This window comes from Mycolicibacterium sp. P4_G11 (assembly GCF_056555145.1).
The window spans coordinates 1-17460 of the sequence record NZ_JBFUJW010000011.1 but is presented as its reverse complement, the minus strand read 5'-3'; the positions used below and the strand labels follow the sequence as shown (position 1 = coordinate 17460).

General features: G+C 66.7%; 19 protein-coding genes. 11 read left to right on the top strand and 8 right to left on the bottom strand.

The genetic code is table 11. The features are described from left to right. Positions 1 to 138 precede the first annotated feature (138 nt). From AC1U2B_RS23060 to AC1U2B_RS23045, 4 genes are all read left to right on the top strand, one after another. Positions 139 to 699: a hypothetical protein gene (locus AC1U2B_RS23060; RefSeq protein WP_480218624.1), complete on the top strand. Its 561-nt coding sequence runs from the start codon at positions 139 to 141 to the stop codon at positions 697 to 699. Continuing rightward, positions 699 to 2018, top strand: a complete 1320-nt coding sequence (locus AC1U2B_RS23055) for a Dyp-type peroxidase (protein ID WP_480218623.1) — start codon at positions 699 to 701, stop codon at positions 2016 to 2018. Before AC1U2B_RS23060 ends, AC1U2B_RS23055 begins: the two co-directional genes overlap by 1 nt. 103 nt (positions 2019 to 2121) lie before the next feature. After that, positions 2122 to 2361 (top strand): microaggregate-binding protein 1, encoded by a 240-nt coding sequence (mbp1, locus tag AC1U2B_RS23050; RefSeq protein ID WP_071286898.1) that lies wholly within the window; start codon positions 2122 to 2124, stop codon positions 2359 to 2361. Positions 2362 to 2570: 209 nt separating this feature from the next. Further along, positions 2571 to 2711: a hypothetical protein gene (locus AC1U2B_RS23045; RefSeq protein ID WP_162625338.1), complete on the top strand. Its 141-nt coding sequence runs from the start codon at positions 2571 to 2573 to the stop codon at positions 2709 to 2711. A 56-nt stretch (positions 2712 to 2767) separates the two neighbouring features. On the opposite strand, the gene AC1U2B_RS23040 is transcribed toward AC1U2B_RS23045, so the two are convergent. Next, positions 2768 to 3358 (bottom strand): TetR/AcrR family transcriptional regulator, encoded by a 591-nt coding sequence (locus AC1U2B_RS23040; protein ID WP_480218622.1) that lies wholly within the window; start codon positions 3356 to 3358, stop codon positions 2768 to 2770. Positions 3359 to 3486: 128 nt separating this feature from the next. Here AC1U2B_RS23040 and AC1U2B_RS23035 point away from each other — a divergent pair, with 128 nt between their 5' ends. Then, entirely contained in the window at positions 3487 to 3960 is a 474-nt protein-coding gene (locus tag AC1U2B_RS23035) for a nuclear transport factor 2 family protein (protein ID WP_480218621.1), read from the top strand. Positions 3961 to 4001: 41 nt separating this feature from the next. On the opposite strand, the gene AC1U2B_RS23030 is transcribed toward AC1U2B_RS23035, so the two are convergent. Continuing rightward, a complete protein-coding gene (locus tag AC1U2B_RS23030; RefSeq protein WP_043400454.1) occupies positions 4002 to 4418 on the bottom strand; it encodes a transglycosylase family protein in 417 nt (138 codons plus the stop codon). A gap of 538 nt (positions 4419 to 4956) precedes the next feature. Between AC1U2B_RS23030 and AC1U2B_RS23025 the strand changes: the two genes are divergently transcribed. The 3 genes from AC1U2B_RS23025 (at position 4957) to AC1U2B_RS23015 (ending at position 8714) form a co-directional block, all read left to right on the top strand. Next, complete coding sequence (locus AC1U2B_RS23025) at positions 4957 to 5178, top strand: hypothetical protein (protein WP_480218620.1); 222 nt, start codon at positions 4957 to 4959, stop codon at positions 5176 to 5178. A gap of 70 nt (positions 5179 to 5248) precedes the next feature. Beyond that, positions 5249 to 6751: an alpha/beta hydrolase gene (locus AC1U2B_RS23020; RefSeq protein WP_480218619.1), complete on the top strand. Its 1503-nt coding sequence runs from the start codon at positions 5249 to 5251 to the stop codon at positions 6749 to 6751. A 166-nt stretch (positions 6752 to 6917) separates the two neighbouring features. Beyond that, positions 6918 to 8714: a hypothetical protein gene (locus AC1U2B_RS23015; protein ID WP_480218618.1), complete on the top strand. Its 1797-nt coding sequence runs from the start codon at positions 6918 to 6920 to the stop codon at positions 8712 to 8714. A gap of 14 nt (positions 8715 to 8728) precedes the next feature. Here AC1U2B_RS23015 and AC1U2B_RS23010 read toward each other — a convergent pair whose 3' ends face one another. Genes AC1U2B_RS23010 through AC1U2B_RS23000 form a run of 3 tightly spaced genes read right to left on the bottom strand, consistent with a single transcriptional unit; the run spans position 8729 to position 10883 of the window. Beyond that, positions 8729 to 9103, bottom strand: coding sequence for a cupin domain-containing protein (locus AC1U2B_RS23010; RefSeq protein WP_480218617.1), 375 nt, complete (start codon positions 9101 to 9103; stop codon positions 8729 to 8731). Further along, a complete protein-coding gene (locus tag AC1U2B_RS23005; RefSeq protein WP_480218616.1) occupies positions 9100 to 10086 on the bottom strand; it encodes an alpha/beta hydrolase in 987 nt (328 codons plus the stop codon). Before AC1U2B_RS23005 ends, AC1U2B_RS23010 begins: the two co-directional genes overlap by 4 nt. Then, on the bottom strand, positions 10077 to 10883 hold the full coding sequence (locus AC1U2B_RS23000; protein ID WP_480218615.1) for a helix-turn-helix domain-containing protein: 807 nt from the start codon (positions 10881 to 10883) through the stop codon (positions 10077 to 10079). Before AC1U2B_RS23000 ends, AC1U2B_RS23005 begins: the two co-directional genes overlap by 10 nt. Before the next feature lie 117 nt (positions 10884 to 11000). On the opposite strand from AC1U2B_RS23000, the gene AC1U2B_RS22995 reads away from it, so the two are divergent. The 3 genes from AC1U2B_RS22995 to AC1U2B_RS22985 are packed head-to-tail and all read left to right on the top strand — an operon-like array spanning position 11001 to position 13998. Beyond that, a complete protein-coding gene (locus AC1U2B_RS22995) occupies positions 11001 to 12026 on the top strand; it encodes a zinc-binding dehydrogenase (RefSeq protein ID WP_480218614.1) in 1026 nt (341 codons plus the stop codon). Between the two features lie 5 nt (positions 12027 to 12031). Beyond that, positions 12032 to 12928, top strand: coding sequence for an alpha/beta fold hydrolase (locus AC1U2B_RS22990; RefSeq protein WP_480218613.1), 897 nt, complete (start codon positions 12032 to 12034; stop codon positions 12926 to 12928). 17 nt (positions 12929 to 12945) lie between these two features. Continuing rightward, on the top strand, positions 12946 to 13998 hold the full coding sequence (locus AC1U2B_RS22985) for a TIGR03617 family F420-dependent LLM class oxidoreductase (protein ID WP_480218612.1): 1053 nt from the start codon (positions 12946 to 12948) through the stop codon (positions 13996 to 13998). On the opposite strand, the gene AC1U2B_RS22980 is transcribed toward AC1U2B_RS22985, so the two are convergent. The 3 genes from AC1U2B_RS22980 to AC1U2B_RS22970 all read right to left on the bottom strand — a co-directional run. Further along, positions 13904 to 14362 carry a DUF5078 domain-containing protein gene (locus AC1U2B_RS22980; protein WP_260940944.1) on the bottom strand — a complete coding sequence of 153 codons (459 nt, stop codon included), beginning with the start codon at positions 14360 to 14362 and terminating at the stop codon, positions 13904 to 13906. The two genes, AC1U2B_RS22985 and AC1U2B_RS22980, sit on opposite strands and share 95 nt — an antisense overlap. Before the next feature lie 30 nt (positions 14363 to 14392). Continuing rightward, entirely contained in the window at positions 14393 to 17317 is a 2925-nt protein-coding gene (locus tag AC1U2B_RS22975; RefSeq protein ID WP_480218611.1) for an MMPL/RND family transporter, read from the bottom strand. Then, a partial coding sequence (locus tag AC1U2B_RS22970) for an MmpS family transport accessory protein (protein ID WP_480218684.1) occupies positions 17314 to 17460 on the bottom strand: 147 nt, incomplete at its 5' end. The genes AC1U2B_RS22970 and AC1U2B_RS22975, both read right to left, overlap by 4 nt.

Genomic DNA, 17460 nt, shown 5'->3' with positions numbered 1-17460 from the left:
TGTTGGCTCAGACTAATTGGATATGGCCAGGCTGGAGGGCCAGTTGGCAGTTATTGCTCTCGGATATTGACGATTGCTTCAGACAATTGGCGGGTGGTGTTAGCGTCCGGCGTAGGGGACAAGCAACCGGAGGCCGACATGGGTGAGAACAATCAGGACTGGACCAAACCGGCCGCCATGGCGATCCCGAAGGAGGGCTACTTCGAGGAGGTGCGGGGCCGCTACGGTCCGGTGTTCCCGAAGACCCCTGCCTGCTACGGCTTCTCGATCATCGCGAAGGTCAAGGAGGGGCGCGAAGAAGCGCTCCGGGCCTACGGCAAGACCATCGAGGAGACCATCAAGGCCAGCCCGGAGGCACTGGCGCCGCTGCGTCTGCACTACCTGCGGTGGAATCTGTTCGACGTCGGCTCAGGTCTGCATTTTCAGTACATGGGCATCTTCGACACCGACTTCGACAAGTACACCGAAGACGCGGTGGCGCTCTTCAGCGCGACCGGCGTCACGACAGCCTTCACCAATCTCGAAGGCTTCCCGGAGGATTGGCAGACCAATACCGACGCGTTCATCAAGTTCGTCCGCGACCACCAGCAGCCGAGTTTCCTGGAGTACGGCGAGTACCCCTATGTGACCGCGGACGAAATCAAGAAGGCGCTGCGGCTGAAGGCGGCGTTCTCGACGATGCTCGATCAAATGCAGTAATGCTCGAGTTCGACGACATCCAGCACATCCTGCTGACGCGAACTCCCGCCCTCACCGGGCGCTACGAGTTCCTGACGTTCGACACCCCCGAAGGTGGCCGGGCATGGCTGTCGGAACTGCGGGACAAGGTGCAGTCGGCGACCGCCGCCAAGGCCACGATGGGCGAGTCCGATCGCTGGGTCACCTTGGCGTTCACCTGGAATGGCCTGCGCGCGCTGGGGGTCCCGGAGGATTCGCTGGCGACCTTCCCCGATGCGTTCCGGGAGGGGATGGCGTCGCGAGCCAGCATTCTGGGGGACACCGGGACGGCAGCCCCGGAGCACTGGGTGGGCGGGCTGGCGGGCGACGATCTGCACGCCATCGCGATCCTGTTCTCCCGCAACGATGAACAGAACGCAAGGTCCATCGCGGCGCACGACGACCTGCTCGCACGGACCGACGGGGTGCGCAGCCTGTCGTACCTCGACCTCAATGCCACGCCGCCGTTCAACTACGCCCACGATCACTTCGGCTTCCGGGATCGGTTGTCGCAGCCGGTGATGAAGGGTTCAGGGGAGGAGCCCACGCCGGGGTCGGGCGACCCGTTGGCGCCCGGTGAGTTCATCCTCGGATACGACGACGAGAACGGTCCGGTGGTGGATCTGCCGCAGCCCGAGTCGCTTTCGCGCAACGGCAGCTATATGGCGTACCGCAGACTCGAAGAGCACGTCGGGGTGTTTCGGGATTACCTGCGCGCGAACGCCGACACCCCCGAAGGCGAAGAGTTGTTGGCCGCGAAGTTCATGGGCCGGTGGCGCAGCGGCGCCCCGCTGGTGTTGGCGCCGGACCAGGACGACCCCGAGCTGGGCGCGGACCCTATGCGCAACAACGACTTCAACTACAAGGAAGAAGATCCGTTCGGCTATGCGTGCCCCCTGGGCTCCCACGCGCGCCGGCTGAATCCCCGCGACACGGCGCACTACATGAATCGCCGCCGGATGATCCGGCGCGGCGCGACGTACGGTCCTGCGCTCGCTGAGGGGGCACCGGACGACGGCGTCGACCGCGGTATCGCGGCGTTCATCATCTGCGCAGATCTGGTGCGCCAGTTCGAATTTGCGCAGAACGTCTGGATCAACGACAAGGCCTTCCACGAACTCGGCAACGAACACGATCCGATCTGCGGCACGCAGGACGGCACACTGGACTTCACCGTCCCCAAACGACCGATCCGCAAGGTGCACAAGGGCCTTCCGGCATTCACCACGATGAAGGGCGGCGCCTACTTCTTCCTGCCGGGCATCGGCGGAATCCGCTACCTGGCGTCGCTGGGGGAATGAGGGCTCGTCGCGGGTTCATGTTTCGCTTTCGGTTGTAGGGGAACCCTCACAGTGACGGCCGTATGCACGGTCGGTGTGAACCTACGATCGGAAAGAGAGCCTCATGGGCGAGAGCGGTCCGGAAGAAGCTGCCAAGGGCGTCGTCGAAGGCATCAAGGGCAAGGTCAAGGCGGTGGTCGGTGCGCTGACCGGTCGCGATGACCTTTTCCGTGAGGGTCAGGCGCAGCAGGACAAGGCCGAAGCGCAGCGCGATGCGGCGAAGAAGGAAGCCGAAGCGGAATCGGCCCGGGCTGCGGCCCGTGTGGCAGAAGCGCGTCAGCGGGCCAATCAGTCTGATCAGTAGTTCTGGCATCGGACATGGGCGACCATCATTCGCCCTGGCTGGCGTTGGGCGCGGCACGTTCTCACAGGGGCGTGCCGCGACACGCGTGCGGCACGCCAACGTGCGCGACATGTGATGCAGCCGTAGCCGAAATGTGACGCCTGTAGACCAGTGTGATCAGAGTGGCTTGAGGGCAGTCAGGCCATTCGGTTCGTGGTTGGGAGCGTCCAATGTCTACAGCTCACAAGGTGGAACGCATCGTCGCGCAAGTCGCCGCCGCCGTCACCCGTCGTCCGTCGGATGACCAGGCCTATCGCGCCGAGATGGAGCGCTTGGTCACCCAGCAGGAACTCGCCCTGCTGAGCAGGTAGCTCCGGCTCCCCGGTCGCCGTTGTCACCAACCCGGGCGTCTTGATTGCCGCCTCGGCTACGTGTCATCGCCGTCGTTCTGGGAGACCTGGGCCGGATGCGCGTGCATCAGGAAGCGCGCCGCGTCTCGTGCCTGGTGGGCGGATTCAGGCGTACCGAAGATCGCTGCGGTGGTGATCGCTCCTTCGGCGAGCAGCGCGAGCTGATCGGCCAGTTCGGCAGGTCGCCCGGATGTCCTGACGAGGCCGGCGAGGTAGTCGTGGAAGGCCTTCTTGTGGTGTCGGGCCTGCTCTGCGACCTCGGGCGAGACCGCGCCCAGTTCGCCGAAGGAGTTGATGAAAGCGCAACCGCGGTAATCCGGCTCGGAGAACCACATGTACAACCAGTCGAACACAGCGGTGATCCGCTCCTCGGTCCGTGGCTGCGCGTCGACGTAGCCGGCGAGGGCGTGCTGCCACCGTGAGTCCCGCTGCCGGAGGAACTCCATGACGAGCTCTTCCTTCGAGGGGAACAGCCCGTAGAGGCGTTTGAGCGATATCCCGGAAGCGTTGCGCACTGCATCCATCCCGACCGCCTGGATGCCTCGGCTGTAGAACAGCTCCTCGGCCGCTTCGAGCGCGCGCTCGCGTGCCGTTTCCTGATCTAGCATCTATGCCCCCTTGCGCGGAGAACCAACGTTCTCTACGCTAGCAGATATCGAGAGAACGAGCGTTCTCCGATGGTTCCGAGGCTCGTCGAGCCTTCGGGATCCTCAGAGTTCGAAGGAGCTGAGTCGATATGACCATCACAACCCGCCCGCCGGTGCCCCCGTTCACCCGGGAGGCCGCCATCGAGAAGGTCCGACTGGCCGAGGACGCGTGGAACACCCGCGACCCGCAGAAGGTGTCGCTGGGCTACGCGGTGGACTCCCGCTGGCGCAACCGCTCGGAGTTCGCCACGGGCCGGGACGAGATCGTCGCGTTGCTGACCCGCAAGTGGAACACCGAGCTCGACTACCGGCTGATCAAGGAGCTGTGGGCCTACGGCGGCAACCGCATCGCCGTGCGCTTCGCCTATGAGCACCGCGACGACGCCGGGAACTGGTACCGCTCCTACGGCAACGAGAACTGGGAATACGACGAGCAGGGTCTGATGCACACTCGCCACGCATCCATCAACACCCTCCCGATCGCCGAATCCGAGCGTAAGTACTTCTGGCCGCTGGGCCGCCGTCCCGACGACCACCCCGGTCTCGGCGATTTCGGCTTCTGAGGACGCGTCCCAGTCAGCCGTCGAAGGGAGTGTCCCGCCCTTTAGCGGAAGACGTTCAGCAGCGTCCTGCACAGGAATGGCAGGTTCGACAGCGGGATGAACTGCACCAGGGTGCGGCACACGTTGGGCGCCGACGCCTGTCCTGCCTGGCTTCCGCACACCGGCCAAGCGCCGATGCCCTGCGTACGCATGACATTTCGGGCCACCCGGATTTGTTCTCCGCGGCTGGCCGCTGCCGGTGATCCCATGCCGCCGTTGGCGGTCCAGGTGCCCGGGCTGAACTGGAGTCCGCCGTAGAAGCCGTTGCCGGTATTGGCCGACCAGTTGCCGCCTGATTCGCATTGCGCGATGGCGTCCCAGTTGGGTTCGGCGTTGGCCTCGGAGATCGACAACGACAGTTGAGAGATCGCGAGTACGCCGGATATGGCGACCGCACGAACAAATAGGTGCCCGCTCATACCCACCTCGATCCTGTTGTGCGAACGGCCCTATACCGATCGCAAAATGGTTCGCAATTGACGCGTGGTGCTGTCCATACAGACGTTAAACCTGATAATCAGCTGTGCTAATGGGGTAATTGTTATTCTTCGAGTAAATTTAGTGTTTCTGCATATTTCTGATGCAGAAGAGACGGCACTGGCAGTTGTTATCTAGCGTGTCGCTGCAGGTCAGTGAGCTGTTACGAGAGTAGTGTTTACCGTGTGGTTATAGGTACGTATGGGGCCTGTGATTCTTTTGTTATTAGTGATTCAGTCGCGCTTAGTGATGCAATTGTTATTGAAGTGATCTGAGTTACTAATACACATTAGAGTTTCCTATGTGGCAGCTGTGACTGGTGTGACTAGAGTGAATTCGACGCCCAGTGGTGGCGGGAATGGCCCTGGCGTGTGGCTCGGTCAGCGCGCAGACTTCTCATAGGGCCGAAATTCGGTGTGGTCGACGAATGCCGGGCAAGTGATGACAAGCGCAGCGATCAGGGCAGCACAGTCGTGGCGGATGGCCGCCGGGCTGCTGATGGCAGCTGTCTGCCTCGGATCGGGATTTCTGACGGCGCCGACCGCTGCCGCCGATCAGCCGGCCACCTGCCAGAGCCGGCACGTCGACGGCGTCGAAGAGGACGTCTGCGTCGGCATTCCGGGACAGGCCGGTGGCGCCAACCCGCGTGACCTGTATCCGGGCGTCGTGCCCGAACTGTATTTCGGTATCGGCATCGGCTAGGCCGCAAGCTCACGAGCCTCATGCGGTCAGCACAGCGGGCGCACAGCTGGCGCGACCATCATCGAATTCTGTGACGACGACGTTTCTTGCCGACGCCCCGGGCGGCCCTGCGGCCCCGCCGCTCCCACCTGTTGTCGCGCCCAATCACCACGGGCTTTCTCTGCTCTACGGATGGCTGCCCGTCACCATCCAGGTGATCGCCGCGATTGTGCTGATCCTCGCCATCGGCTGGCGCGGTCGCCGGTGGCGGTACCTGTGGCTGCCGGTCTGCGCCATCCTCGGCATCGCCGCCGCCGCGTGGGCGAACTGGTACACCGCATCGCAAGGCCTGGCAGGGAACCCGGCACCGGCGTCACTGTGGATCTGGGTGGGTCTGTCCGGGCTGGCGCTGGGCGTGCTGGTGCTCGGCTGGCGCGGGTCGAAGTGGTGGCGCCGCGGCGTCGCCATTCTCGCCGTGCCGCTGTGCCTGCTCAGCACCGGTGTCGCCCTCAACGATTGGGTCGGCTACTTCCCGACCGTCCAGACCGCGTGGGGCGAGCTCACCGCCGGCCCGCTCACCGACGAAACCGAGATGTCCAGCGTCACCTCGATGAAGGCCGCCGGCATCGTCCCGTCGCATGGTGCGGTGGTTCAGGTGGACATCCCGGACACCGCGTCGGGCTTCGCGCACCGCACCGAAGTCGTCTATCTGCCGCCCGCGTGGTTCGCGCACAACGCCCCGCCGCTGCCGACGGTGATGATGGTCGCCGGCGAGTTCAACACCCCGGCGGACTGGCTGCGCATCGGCAACGTCGCCAGCCTCTTCGACAACTTCGCGGCCGCGCACGGCGGCAATGCGCCGGTATTCGCGTTCGTCGACGCGGGCGGTTCGTTCAACAACGACACCGAGTGCGTCAACGGCCCCCGCGGCAACGTCGCCGACCACCTCACCAAGGACATCCCGCCATATATGGAGTCCACGTTCGGCGTCAGCGCAAAACCGGCCAACTGGGGCGTCGTCGGCTGGTCCATGGGCGGCACCTGTGCGGTGGATCTCACCGTCATGCACCCCGAGCTGTTCGGCACATTCGTCGACATCGCCGGGGACATGGGCCCCAACGCGGGTACCAAGGAGCAGACCATCGCCCGGCTCTACGGCGGTAGCGAAGCGCAGTGGGCGACCTTCGATCCCCAAACCGTGATGACCAAACACGGCCCTTATCAAGGTGTTTCGGGCTGGTTCTCCATCTCGTCGGATGCCCCGACCCAGTGGAAAGGGGCCAAGGCGCACCCCGACGCCGTCGGCCTCGGCGGCCGTGACGGCGCCGGCAACCCCGGCGACCAGACCGAGGCAGGGAAGACGCTGTGCGCGGTGGGCCGGCAGCTGGGGATCGACTGCGCTGTCGTCGCGCAGCCGGGAAAGCACGACTGGCCCTTTGCGGTGACGGCATTCCAGACCAGCCTGCCGTGGCTGGCCGGACGGGTCGGCACTCCCGGCGTCCCGGTGACCGGGTTCCCGGCGGGATCGACGACCCCGGCACCGCCCGCCGGCCCGGCCGCGACGGTCGCGGCCGGAACAAACCCGGGCAAGTAGACGTCGAATGTAACGCCGAGCCCGTCTAAGTAGATGGACTCGGTGAGATCGTTGCGACACAGCAGGGAGTCGATACGCGATGGCTACTCATACCGATAAAACCAATAACAAGAACACTCGGCAGTCACGGCGTCAGGGGCGGCTCGTAGGAGCGGTCGCTGCCGGCGTGGCGACGACATTGACCGCGCTCACCGTGGGCGCGGCTCCGGTGTCGGCCAAGCCGAGCAGTGATTCCGACAGCTCGAGCACCACCACACTCGTGCCCAAGCCGCCCAGGCAGGATTCCTCGTCCTCGGCGCAGGACGGCTCGGGGTCCGGTGGTGGCTACGGGCAGGACGGTGGCCAGCGCGGCCGTAAGCAGCGGGAGCAGACGGCGGAGGCCGAGGCGCCGAGCCGGCAGGCTCCCGCCGACGCCCCGGTCGTCCAGGCCAAGCCGCCCGCCGACCCACCCGCGGCTCCGGTGGCTCCGGTAGCCCCGGTGGTGACCGCCGCCCCGGAGAGCAAGGTGCCGGACAACAAGGCACCGGAGAAGACGCCGCAGGCGCCGACCACGACGACGGCTGTCGAGACGCCTGTCGTCGCGGCTCCGCCGTCGCACACGGAAACCCCCGCGCCGACCACCAAGGTCACCAAGGCACAGGAAGCACCTGTTGAGCCGACGACGCAGGCGCGTCCGTCGACCGTCGTCGCCGAGCCGGCCCCGTCGGCTCCGTCGGCGACCTCGGTGACGGCGAGCCCGACCACCGCGCTCGCAGAGCGCCCGTCGCCGGCCGACGCTGTCCAGCCGGACAAGCCGGACAAGTCGACGGCTCCCACCGATCGCACTGTGGCTGAAGGCAAGCCGCTCGCGGGCGTGGAGGGCCAGCTCGGCGAGCACGCGGGTATCGAGGCCGGCCCCGGCCGGATCGATGCCACCGCCACGGCTTCGGCGACAGTGACCGCCGGATCGTCGAAGTCGGCGTCGCCGTCGACCACTGGGGCTCGCGAAGCCCGCGAGGTGCGGCCGATCGAGCTGCTCAAGCCCGAGACGCTGACCGCCCCGGTCGCGGATATCGCGACCGCAAAGGCAGCCGCGGCGGTCGATGTCAAGCTGCCGGAACCGGCCCCGGTGCACGACGTGGCCGACCTGGCCAAGGTCGTCAACGTCGCCAACTTCCAGTTCGACAGCCGTGCCGACTGGAACCGCCGCGACGACCGAGACAACCGGGACAACCGGGCTGATTGGGATCGTCACGACAACCGTCCGATGGGCCGGGACTGGGACAACCGGGTCCGGCAGTGGCGGCCCGACTGGGTGCAGTACGACGACTACTACCGCCCGGTGATGTTCAACCCGTACCGCGACCCCGTCCGGGTGGTGTACGTCTACCGGAACGCGCCGCGCATCGTGTACATCCCGCCGCTGCAGCGCATCGTCATGGAGGTCGCCGACCTCGCGGCGTACAGCTTCACCGCGGTCGTGGTGAACGCCGTCAACACCGCCGTCAACGTCGCGGTGGGCAGTTTCTTCGGCGGCGGTTACTACCCGGGCGTCGGGATGCCGCTGCCTCCGCCGCCTCCACCGGTACTGAGCTACGCGAATGTGCCTGTGCAGGTTCGCTATTCGGACGCGGTCTACCAGCCGTTCCGGGTGCAGCGCATCGTCGACGCGGGTGACGACGTGCAGTACGGCGAACGCCGCGTGCTGCTCGACGGCGTCACCCCGGCCTGGGGCCAGTGGACCCAAAGCCCCGCCGGCGAACGGCAATTCGAGGTGCACCGGACCCAGCAGTTCCCGGGCCTCGACGAGCCGCGTGAGGCACCGCTGCCCGGCGACTACAACCTGCAACTGGTCAACGACCAGAAGGGGTTGGAGAACCCGAACAAGGCGCTGACCATCGCCGCGGTGACCTGCGGCCTGCTGAGCCTGGGTGCGGTCGGTCTGAGCATCTACATCGGTCGCCGGCGCCGCGAGGTGGTCTGACGTTGTCCCCGCGGTCAGTCGCGCTGCTCGAGCCGACTGCCGCGGGGAAACGTGATCGACATGATGTCGCTGGGACGGGTCAACGTGATGCGGTGCCACGTCCCGCGCGGCACCACCATCGCGTGCCCCGTCGTCAGTGCGACGCCGGGGTCGTCGCCCGCCGTGGTGCGTAGGTAGAGCCGTATCTCCCCGGAGAGGCAGACGACGAGTTCGTCTGCCTCCGTGTGGATTTCCCAGTGATCGGCGTGCACCTCGGCGTCGGTTTCCGCGTGGAACGTCATGACATGCCAACCCGGCTCTCCGGAGCCGAACCTGCGCTCGGCGGGTGCGACGCGGCCGTCGTCGTAGAGGTGCACGAAAGACGCGAACAGGTCGACGGTGGCGGTCACGCGGACACCGCCCGCGGGTGCGCCGAGTCGGTGGTCAAGCCGCGACGCAGCGCGCCGCTGAGCTCCGCGAGCTGACGCCCCGAGACATCGGCGCCGAGGATCGCCTGCGACCCGTGGAACGTGCCGGGCCACTGGTGCAGCTCGACCGAAACGCCGGCCTGTAGCAGCCGGATGCCGAACTCGAGCGCTTCGTCGCGGTTGGGGTCGAACTCCGCCGTCGCGAGGTAGGCGGGCGGCAGCCCGGACAAATCTTCGGCCCTGGCCGGTGCGGCGTACGCCGACGCGGGTCTGCCGCCGAGATAGTGCCGCCAAATCGCGGCGACCTTCGCCCGCGTCATGAAGACGCTGTCGGTGAAGGCTCGGGCGGACCACGTGAGCTGGCGGTCGTCGAGCACTGGTTGGTTGAGCAGCTGGAAGGCGATCCGCGGGCCGCCCTCGTCGCGTGCCCGCAGTGCGGCCGCGGCGGCCAGATTCGCGCCCGCAGAATGGCCGCCGATGGCGATGCGGTCGCGATCGATTCCGAGCGCCGCCGCGTTGGTGGCCACCCACGTCAGCGCCCGGTAGACGTCGTCCAGCCCTGCCGGATAAGGGTTTTCGGGTGCACAGCGATACCCGACGGACACCACGACAGCACCCGTCGCCTGGGCGATACGAGCGGCCCACGGGTGCTCGGTGTCGAGGTCGCCCATGACGAATCCGCCGCCGCGCAGCCACACGATGGCGCCGATCGGCTCCGCGGGTTGGTACAGGCGTACCGGAATGTCGGGATTGCCGGGCACGAGCCGGTCGCTGATCTGCAAGCCGGTGGTGTCGGGTGCGGGCACCGCGGCGGACAGTTCGGCGAGCCGGCGGCTGGCGACCACCGGATCGTCCAGCTCGGCTTTCGGGAACAGCGATATGAAGGGCTGCAACTCGGGATCCATGGCCACCACGATGGTGGCCGGACACGGCGGCGTCTTGGACGAATGTTCCCTTACCGCCACGCCACGGGGTCGACGTCGAGCCACGGCGCCTCGGCGACGCCCGCCGGCGTCAGCCCGGCGAACGACCGCGCATCGCGGTGCAGATGCGACTGATCGGCGTAGCCGCAGGCGTAGGCCACCTCGCCCGGCGCACTGCCGGTGGCGAGCCGGTGCGCGGCATCGTCGAACCTGATCAATTGCGCGGCGCGCTTGGGTCGCAGGCCGATCTGTGCGCCGAACCTCGACCACAGTCGCTTGCGGCTCCAGCCGATCTCGTCGGCGATGCGGTCGACCCGCACCTGCCCGTGGCCGCGCACCATGGCGTGCCACGCCGCGTCGACCTCGGGATCCACGGCGGGCCCGGATTCGCGGCGCCGGGCGAATTCCGTTGTGGCGATGGCAAACCGCTCGTCCCACGACGGAGCCGCGTGGAGCCGCTCGCACAGGCGCTGGGCGCCCTTGCCCCAGACCGCGTCGAGGGGGATGACGCCGGTCGGGTCGGAGCCGCCGAACACCGCGTGGGCAAGTAGCGGCGACAGCCGGATTTGCAGGCAGTCGACGTCGCGGCCGACCGCGGTCAGCGTGCCGGGTGCCGGTCCGACGACACCGCCGCCGGTGCGGCGCGTGCCGGACGCGTCGACCAACTCGCCGTCACCGAACTCGATGAACACCGTCACGGCGGGGTAGGGCACGAGCTGCAGCGCGAGCTGTGTCGGGGCCCGGCCGCGGAACCCCGCCATGGCCAGGCCCGGCTGCCGGTGCGCCGGAATCGCGAGGTCCCACACGGCGGCACTCAGCCGCCCCGTGCTCGCCGTCATGCCTCGATGGTAGGCGCGGCCCGGGCTTGCCGAGGGTTCTCGACACAGCCGGATCCGGACTCCGTAAGGTGACCCTGTAACACCGTTACGGAACACCGGATCAGCAGAGGTGGACAGTTGAGAACCGTATTGATCGACGCCCCCGGCAACGTCTACGTCGATACCGTGCCCGACCCGGTGCTGCCCGGGCCGGACGGCGCCGTCGTCCAGATCACCACGGCGGCGATCTGCGGATCGGACCTGCATTTCTACGAAGGTGACTACCCGTTGGCCACGCCGCTGGCGCTCGGCCACGAGGCCATCGGCACCGTCGTCGAGGTGGGTTCCGAGGTTCGCACCGTCAAAGTCGGTGACCCGGTATTGATTTCGTCGGTGGCGGGCTGCGGCCACTGCGTCGGCTGCGACACGAAGGACCCGATCACGTGTGTGTCGGGTCCGCAGATCTTCGGTTCCGGCGTGCTCGGCGGCGCCCAGGCCGAACTGCTCGCCGTGCCGTCGGCGGACTTCCAGTTGCACCGGCTGCCAAGCGATCTCAGCACCGAGGCCGCCCTGTTGCTCACCGACAACCTCGCCACCGGCTGGGCCGCGGCGCAGCGCGCCGACATCCCGCCGGGCGGCACCGTCGTCGTGTTCGGTCTGGGTGCGGTCGGCCTGTGCGCGGTGCGCTGCGCCATCGCCCAGGGCGCCGGTCAGGTGTTCGCCGTCGACCCGGTCGAGGGGCGGCGCGAGTTGGCCGCCCGCAGCGGAGCCACCGCGATCACCCCCGACCAGATCGGTGCCGTCCACGAAGCGACGGGCGGCAGGGGAGCGGCGTCGGTGATCGACGCCGTCGGCAACGACACCACCATGAACGCCGCGCTGGCCGCGGTGCGCGCCGGCGGCACGGTGTCGGTGGTCGGGGTGCACGACCTCAACCCGTTTCCGTTCCCCGCGACGCTGTCGCTCATCCGCAGCATCACCCTGCGCATGACGACCGCGCCGGTGCAACAGACCTGGCCCGCGCTGATCCCGCTGCTGCGGTCGGGCCGGCTCGACGTCGACGGGATCTTCACTCATGCCATGTCGCTCGATGACGCGCCCAAGGCCTACGCCGCCGTCGCGGCACGGACCGCGGACTGCATCAAGGTCACGCTGACCCCGTAGCGATGATGGCCAATCAGGAGACCCTGGACCTCGCGCTACCGCGCCTGCGCATGCGGGCGTTGGCGTGGGGTCCGGCCGACGGGCGATTGATGTTGTGCCTGCACGGTTTTCCGGACAGCGCACATGGCTGGCGGCGCGTTGCGCCGCTGCTGGCGGAGGCGGGCTACCGCGTCGTGGCGCCCTTCATGCGCGGCTATGCACCGAGCGGTGTGCCGGCCGACGGCAACTATCACGTCGGGGCCCTGGTGTCCGACGTGCTGGACCTCTACGACGCACTGGGTGGTGGGCCCGACGCCGTGCTGGTGGGCCACGACTGGGGTGCCTTCGCCGCCAATGCCGTTGCTGCGTATCCGAATTCGCCGTTCGGTTCGGTGGTGTCGATGTCCGTCCCGCCGCTGGCGGCGATGAGCCAGACCCGGTTCAGTGCCGCCCGCACCGTCCGCATGAGCCTGATCCAACTCCGAATGAGTTGGTACATCATGTACTTTCAGCTTCCCGGCCTGCCGGAGCGCACCCTGCACCGGGTCATCCCGCGACTCTGGCGAGACTGGTCGCCGGCCGGAACTGACGTGTCCGACGATGTCGCCACCACGCTGGCCGCGCTGCCGAGCCCCGCGCATCGGGCCGCCGCGGTCGGCTACTACCGGGCGCTGGTTCGCCCCGGCGGCGTCAACGCGCCGTATGCCGAGTTCGAGCGGTATCTGCAGGAACTGCCGTGTGCCCCGATCCTGTACCTGCACGGAACGCAGGATGGCGCGATGCAGGTCGGCTACACCGAGCAGTTGCTGAATGCCTTGCCCGCCGGGTCGGTGGTCCAAACCATCGATGGCGCAGGGCATTTCCTGCAGGTCGACCGGCCGGCCGAGGTGGCCGCGGCGATTCTGGACTACGTCGGGAACTGAACGGAAGGCAACCGCCCATGCGGGTACAACTCCAGATCGACGGCGCGCCTCAGCGAGCCGCCGACCATGCTCGCGAGCTGGCCGGCCTCGGCGCCGACGGGGTGTTCACGTTCGAAGGCCCGCACGACGTCTTCCTGCCACTGGTGGCGGCGGCCGGCGCGGTCGAGGTGGACCTGATGACCAACGTCGCGATCGCCGGCCCGCGCAGTCCGCTGCATCTCGCGCACGCCGCCTACGACCTGCAGGTGTACAGCGGCGGTCGTTTCCGGCTGGGCCTGGGCTCACAGATCAAGGTGCACATCGAAAAGCGTTACGGCGCACAGTGGGCCAAACCCGCCGAACGCATGGCCGAGACCGTCACGGCGATCAAGGCGATCTTCGACTGCTGGGAAGGCAAGGCGCCGTTGAATTTTCGCGGCAAGCATTTCACCCACACCCTGATGCCGCCGAACTTCAACCCCGGCCCCAACCCCTACGGGCCACCGGCTGTGCTCATGGGCGCGCTGGGTCCGATCATGACCCGCACCGCCGCCCAGGTCGCCGACGGGCTGCTGGTGATGCCGTTCCACAGTGCCCGGCATTTCGCCGACCGCACCCTGGCGGCGGTGGGGGAGGGACTGCAGCGTGCCGGGCGCGCACCGGGCGACCTGCAGATCATCGCTCAAGCGATGGTGGCGGTGGGACGGACCGAGGAGGACCTGACCGCGGCGATCAACGGCGTCGCGACGCTGATCGCGTTCTACGGCTCCACGCCCGCCTACCTGCCGGTGCTGGAGACCGAGGGGTGGGCCGATCTGCAGCCGACGCTCAACACCATGTCCAAGGTCGGTGACTTCGCCGGCATGCGGGCACTGATCAGCGACGACATGGTCCGGACCATCGGCATCGTCGGTACCCCGGAGCAGTGCGCTGCCGAGATCGGATTCGTACCGGTGACCGGTACGAATCACGCCGAGGTCGGCTGGGCCGAAGGCCCTAGGGTGCCTGCACCCAGTTCCAGACGTTCAGGTCGCCCTTGGGGTAGCTCTGGCAGACGTCGGTGGCCTTGGCGACGACGCCCTTGTTGTTGAAGAAGATCTTCGCCCAGTTGCCCCAGTGGGTGGCCACCTGCTCGTAGTAGATGTTGGTGGCGGTGTCCTCGGAGTACTGCCGGCGGCCCACGGCGTCCAGCGAGAAGAACCAGTGGATGCGGTCCTGGGCCATCTGCTGGATGTCGGCCGGGCGGTTGTGCATGTCGATCATGTACCGCGAGAAGTAGACCGGGCTGGTGTCGCGGGCGGCGGCCAGGTACTGCTCGGCATCACAGGTCGTGATGATGATCCGGTGGGGGATCGGGTAGTCGTCGGTGGCATCGGCGGCGGCCGGTCCGGCGAGAGTCGTGGCGACCGCGCCCAGGGCTGCGACCGCGACACCGGCATGCTTCAGACCACGCATGATCTCGACCATAGTCCTTACTCCTGTTTCCTAGATACCTGTGCTGCTGGAGGCTGATTGCAGTTCGCCGGCCTGTTTGGGCTGCGGCCACGGCTCGGGCACCGGACGCTGACGCACGCGCTGTGGCCACCAGAACCACTTGCCCATCAGGGCGGCGATAGCCGGCGTCATCAGAGATCGGATGATCAACGTGTCGAACAACAGACCCAGACCGATGGTTGTTCCCACCTGACCGACCACGTGCAGCTCGCTGACCGCCATGGACATCATGGTGAAGGCGAAGACCAGACCGGCCGAGGTGACCACGGAACCGGTGCCGCCCATCGACCGGATGATGCCGGTGTTGAGCCCGGCGTGGATCTCTTCCTTGAACCGGGCGACCAGCAACAGGTTGTAGTCCGCGCCGACGGCCAACAGGATGATGACGGCCATCGCGATGACCATCCAGTGCAGGTTGAGCCCGATCAGGTGCTGCCACACCAGAACTGACAGACCGAAGGACGCGCCCAGCGACAGCACCACGGTGCCGACGATGACCGCGGCGGCCACCACCGATCGGGTGATGATCAACATGATCGCGAAAATCAGTGCGAGGGCGGAGATTCCGGCGATCAGCAGGTCGTAGTCAGCGCCCTCCTGCAGATCCTTGAAGGTCGCCGCGGTGCCACCGAGGTAGATCTTGGAGCCCTCCATGGGAGTGCCCTTGATGGCCTCTTTGGCGGCGTTCTTGATCGCGTCGATGTGCGAGATGCCTTCGGCGCTCATCGGTTCGCCCTCGTGCGAGATGATCAGCCGCACTGCTTTGCCGTCGGGCGAGATGAAGTTCTTCATGCCGCGCTTGAATTCGGCGTTGTCGAAGACCTCGGGCGGCAGGTAGAACGAGTCGTCGTTGCGGGAGTTGTCGAACGCCTCGCCCATGGCGCTCGCGTTGTCCTGCTGCGCCTGCATCTGATCCTGCAGACCCTTCTGGGTCTGGTACATGGTCAACATGTACTGCTTCATGTTGGTCATCGTCGAGATCATCTCGGGCATCAACGCGACCATCTGAGGCATCAGCTTGTCGAGCTTCAACATGTCCGGCATCAGGTTCTGGATGTCGTCGGTCATGGTGTCGATGCCGTCGAGGGTGTCGAAGACCGAGCGCATGGTCCAGCAGACCGGGATGTCGTAGCAGTGCGGTTCCCAGTAGAGGTAGTTGCGGATCGGCCGGAAGAAGTCGTCGAAATCGGAGATGTGGTCGCGCAGGTCGGCCACATCCAGGGTCATCGTCACCATCTTGCCGACCATGCTGTGCGTGGTGGCCGCCATCTGGGTGGTGATGCCCTGCATCTTCTTCATCGTGTCGATGTTGACCTGCATGTCATTGGCCTGCTTGAGCATGTTGGCCATCGAGTCCTGCGCGTACTTCTCGTTCATCTTCTGCGAGGTGCCGCTCATGCTCATCAGGAACGGGATCGAGGTGTGCTCGATCGGCTTGCCCTCGGGGCGGGTGATGGTCTGCGACCTGGAGATCCCGGGGACCTTGAAGATGGCCTTGGCGATCTTGTCGATCACCAGGAAGTCGGCGGAGTTGCGCAGATCGTGGTCGCTCTCGATGAGCATCAACTCGGGGTTCATCCGGGCCGGCGAGAAGTGCCGGTCTGCCGCGGCATAACCCTCGTTGGCGGGGATGTCGGCGGGCAGGTACAGGCGGTCGTTATAGGCGGGCTGGTAGCCCGGGAGCGTCAGAAGGCCGACCAGGGACAGCGCGATGGTGCCGACCAGGATGGGGGCGGGCCAGCGGACCACTGCCGCACCGATCTTGCGCCAGCCGCGAACCCGCATCGCGCGCTTGGGCTCGAGCGTCTTGCGGAACCGGCTGGCCAGCGAAATCACGGCCGGACCCAGGGTCAGCGCGGCAAACACCACGGTGACCATGCCGATGGCCAGCGGGACGCCCAGCGACACGAAATACGGCATCCGGGTGAAATGCAGGCAGAACGTGGCGCCCGCAACGGTCAGACCCGAACCCAGCACGACGTGGGCCGTGCCTTCGAACATCGTGTAATAGGCCTCTTCGCGGGACTCGCCGGCGCCGCGGGCCTCCTGGTATCGGCCGATCAGGAAGATGGCGTAGTCGGTCGCCGCTGCGATGGCCAGGGTGACCAAGAGGTTGGTCGCGAAGGTCGACAGGCCGATGATGTCGTAGTAGCCCAGTGTCGCGACGACGCCCTGCGCCGCGGACAGCTCGAGCACCACCATCAACAAGGTGAGCAGCACGGTGATGAACGACCGGTACACGAGCAGCAGGGTGACGATGATGACCAGGAACGTGACGCCCTCGATCATCTTGACGCTGCGGTCACCGGCGATGTGCTGATCGGCGGCCAGCGCTGCCGGGCCGGTGACGTAGACCTTCAGGTCCGGCGGCGTCTTGATGCTCTTGATGATGTCCTGCGCGGCCTGAACGGATTCGTTGGCCAGCGACTCACCTTGGTTACCGTGCAGGTACACCTGCACGTAGGCGGCTTTGCCGTCGTTGCTCTGGGAGCCGGCTGCGGTCAGCGGGTCGCTCCAGAAGTCCTGGACGTGCTCGACGTGCGTGGTATCCGCCTCGAGCTTCTTGATCATCTCGTCGTAGTAGGCGTGTGCCTCTGCGCCGAGGTGTTGATCGCTCTCCAGCACGACCATCACCGAGCTGTTCGACTTGAACTCCTGGAATACCTCGCCGACGCGCTTCGTTGCGATGACCGAGGCAGCCTGATCCGGCGACATCGAGACCGAGCGCATCTTGCCGACCTCGTCCAGCGACGGCACGGCGGTCCCGAGCACGACGATGACGCCGATCCAGAACAGGATCACCGGGATCGCGAAGGTGCGAAGGAACCGCGGGATCAAGGGCCGGTGGGGCTTTTCAGCCTTCGGGATGACCGCAGTCGGTGCGCCCGCGTAGTTGTCGGAAGTGGGGTGGCTCATGCAGATTTCACCAGGCAGAAGGTCTGGGCGTGCACGCCCGTGGAGGTGCGGGTGTCTTTGAGTTCGTCGTCGACGTGGACGGTGCAGGTGATGGAGTCACCGTCGCCTTGGGCGACGATGTTGGGCGACGCTGCCGGTGCGGT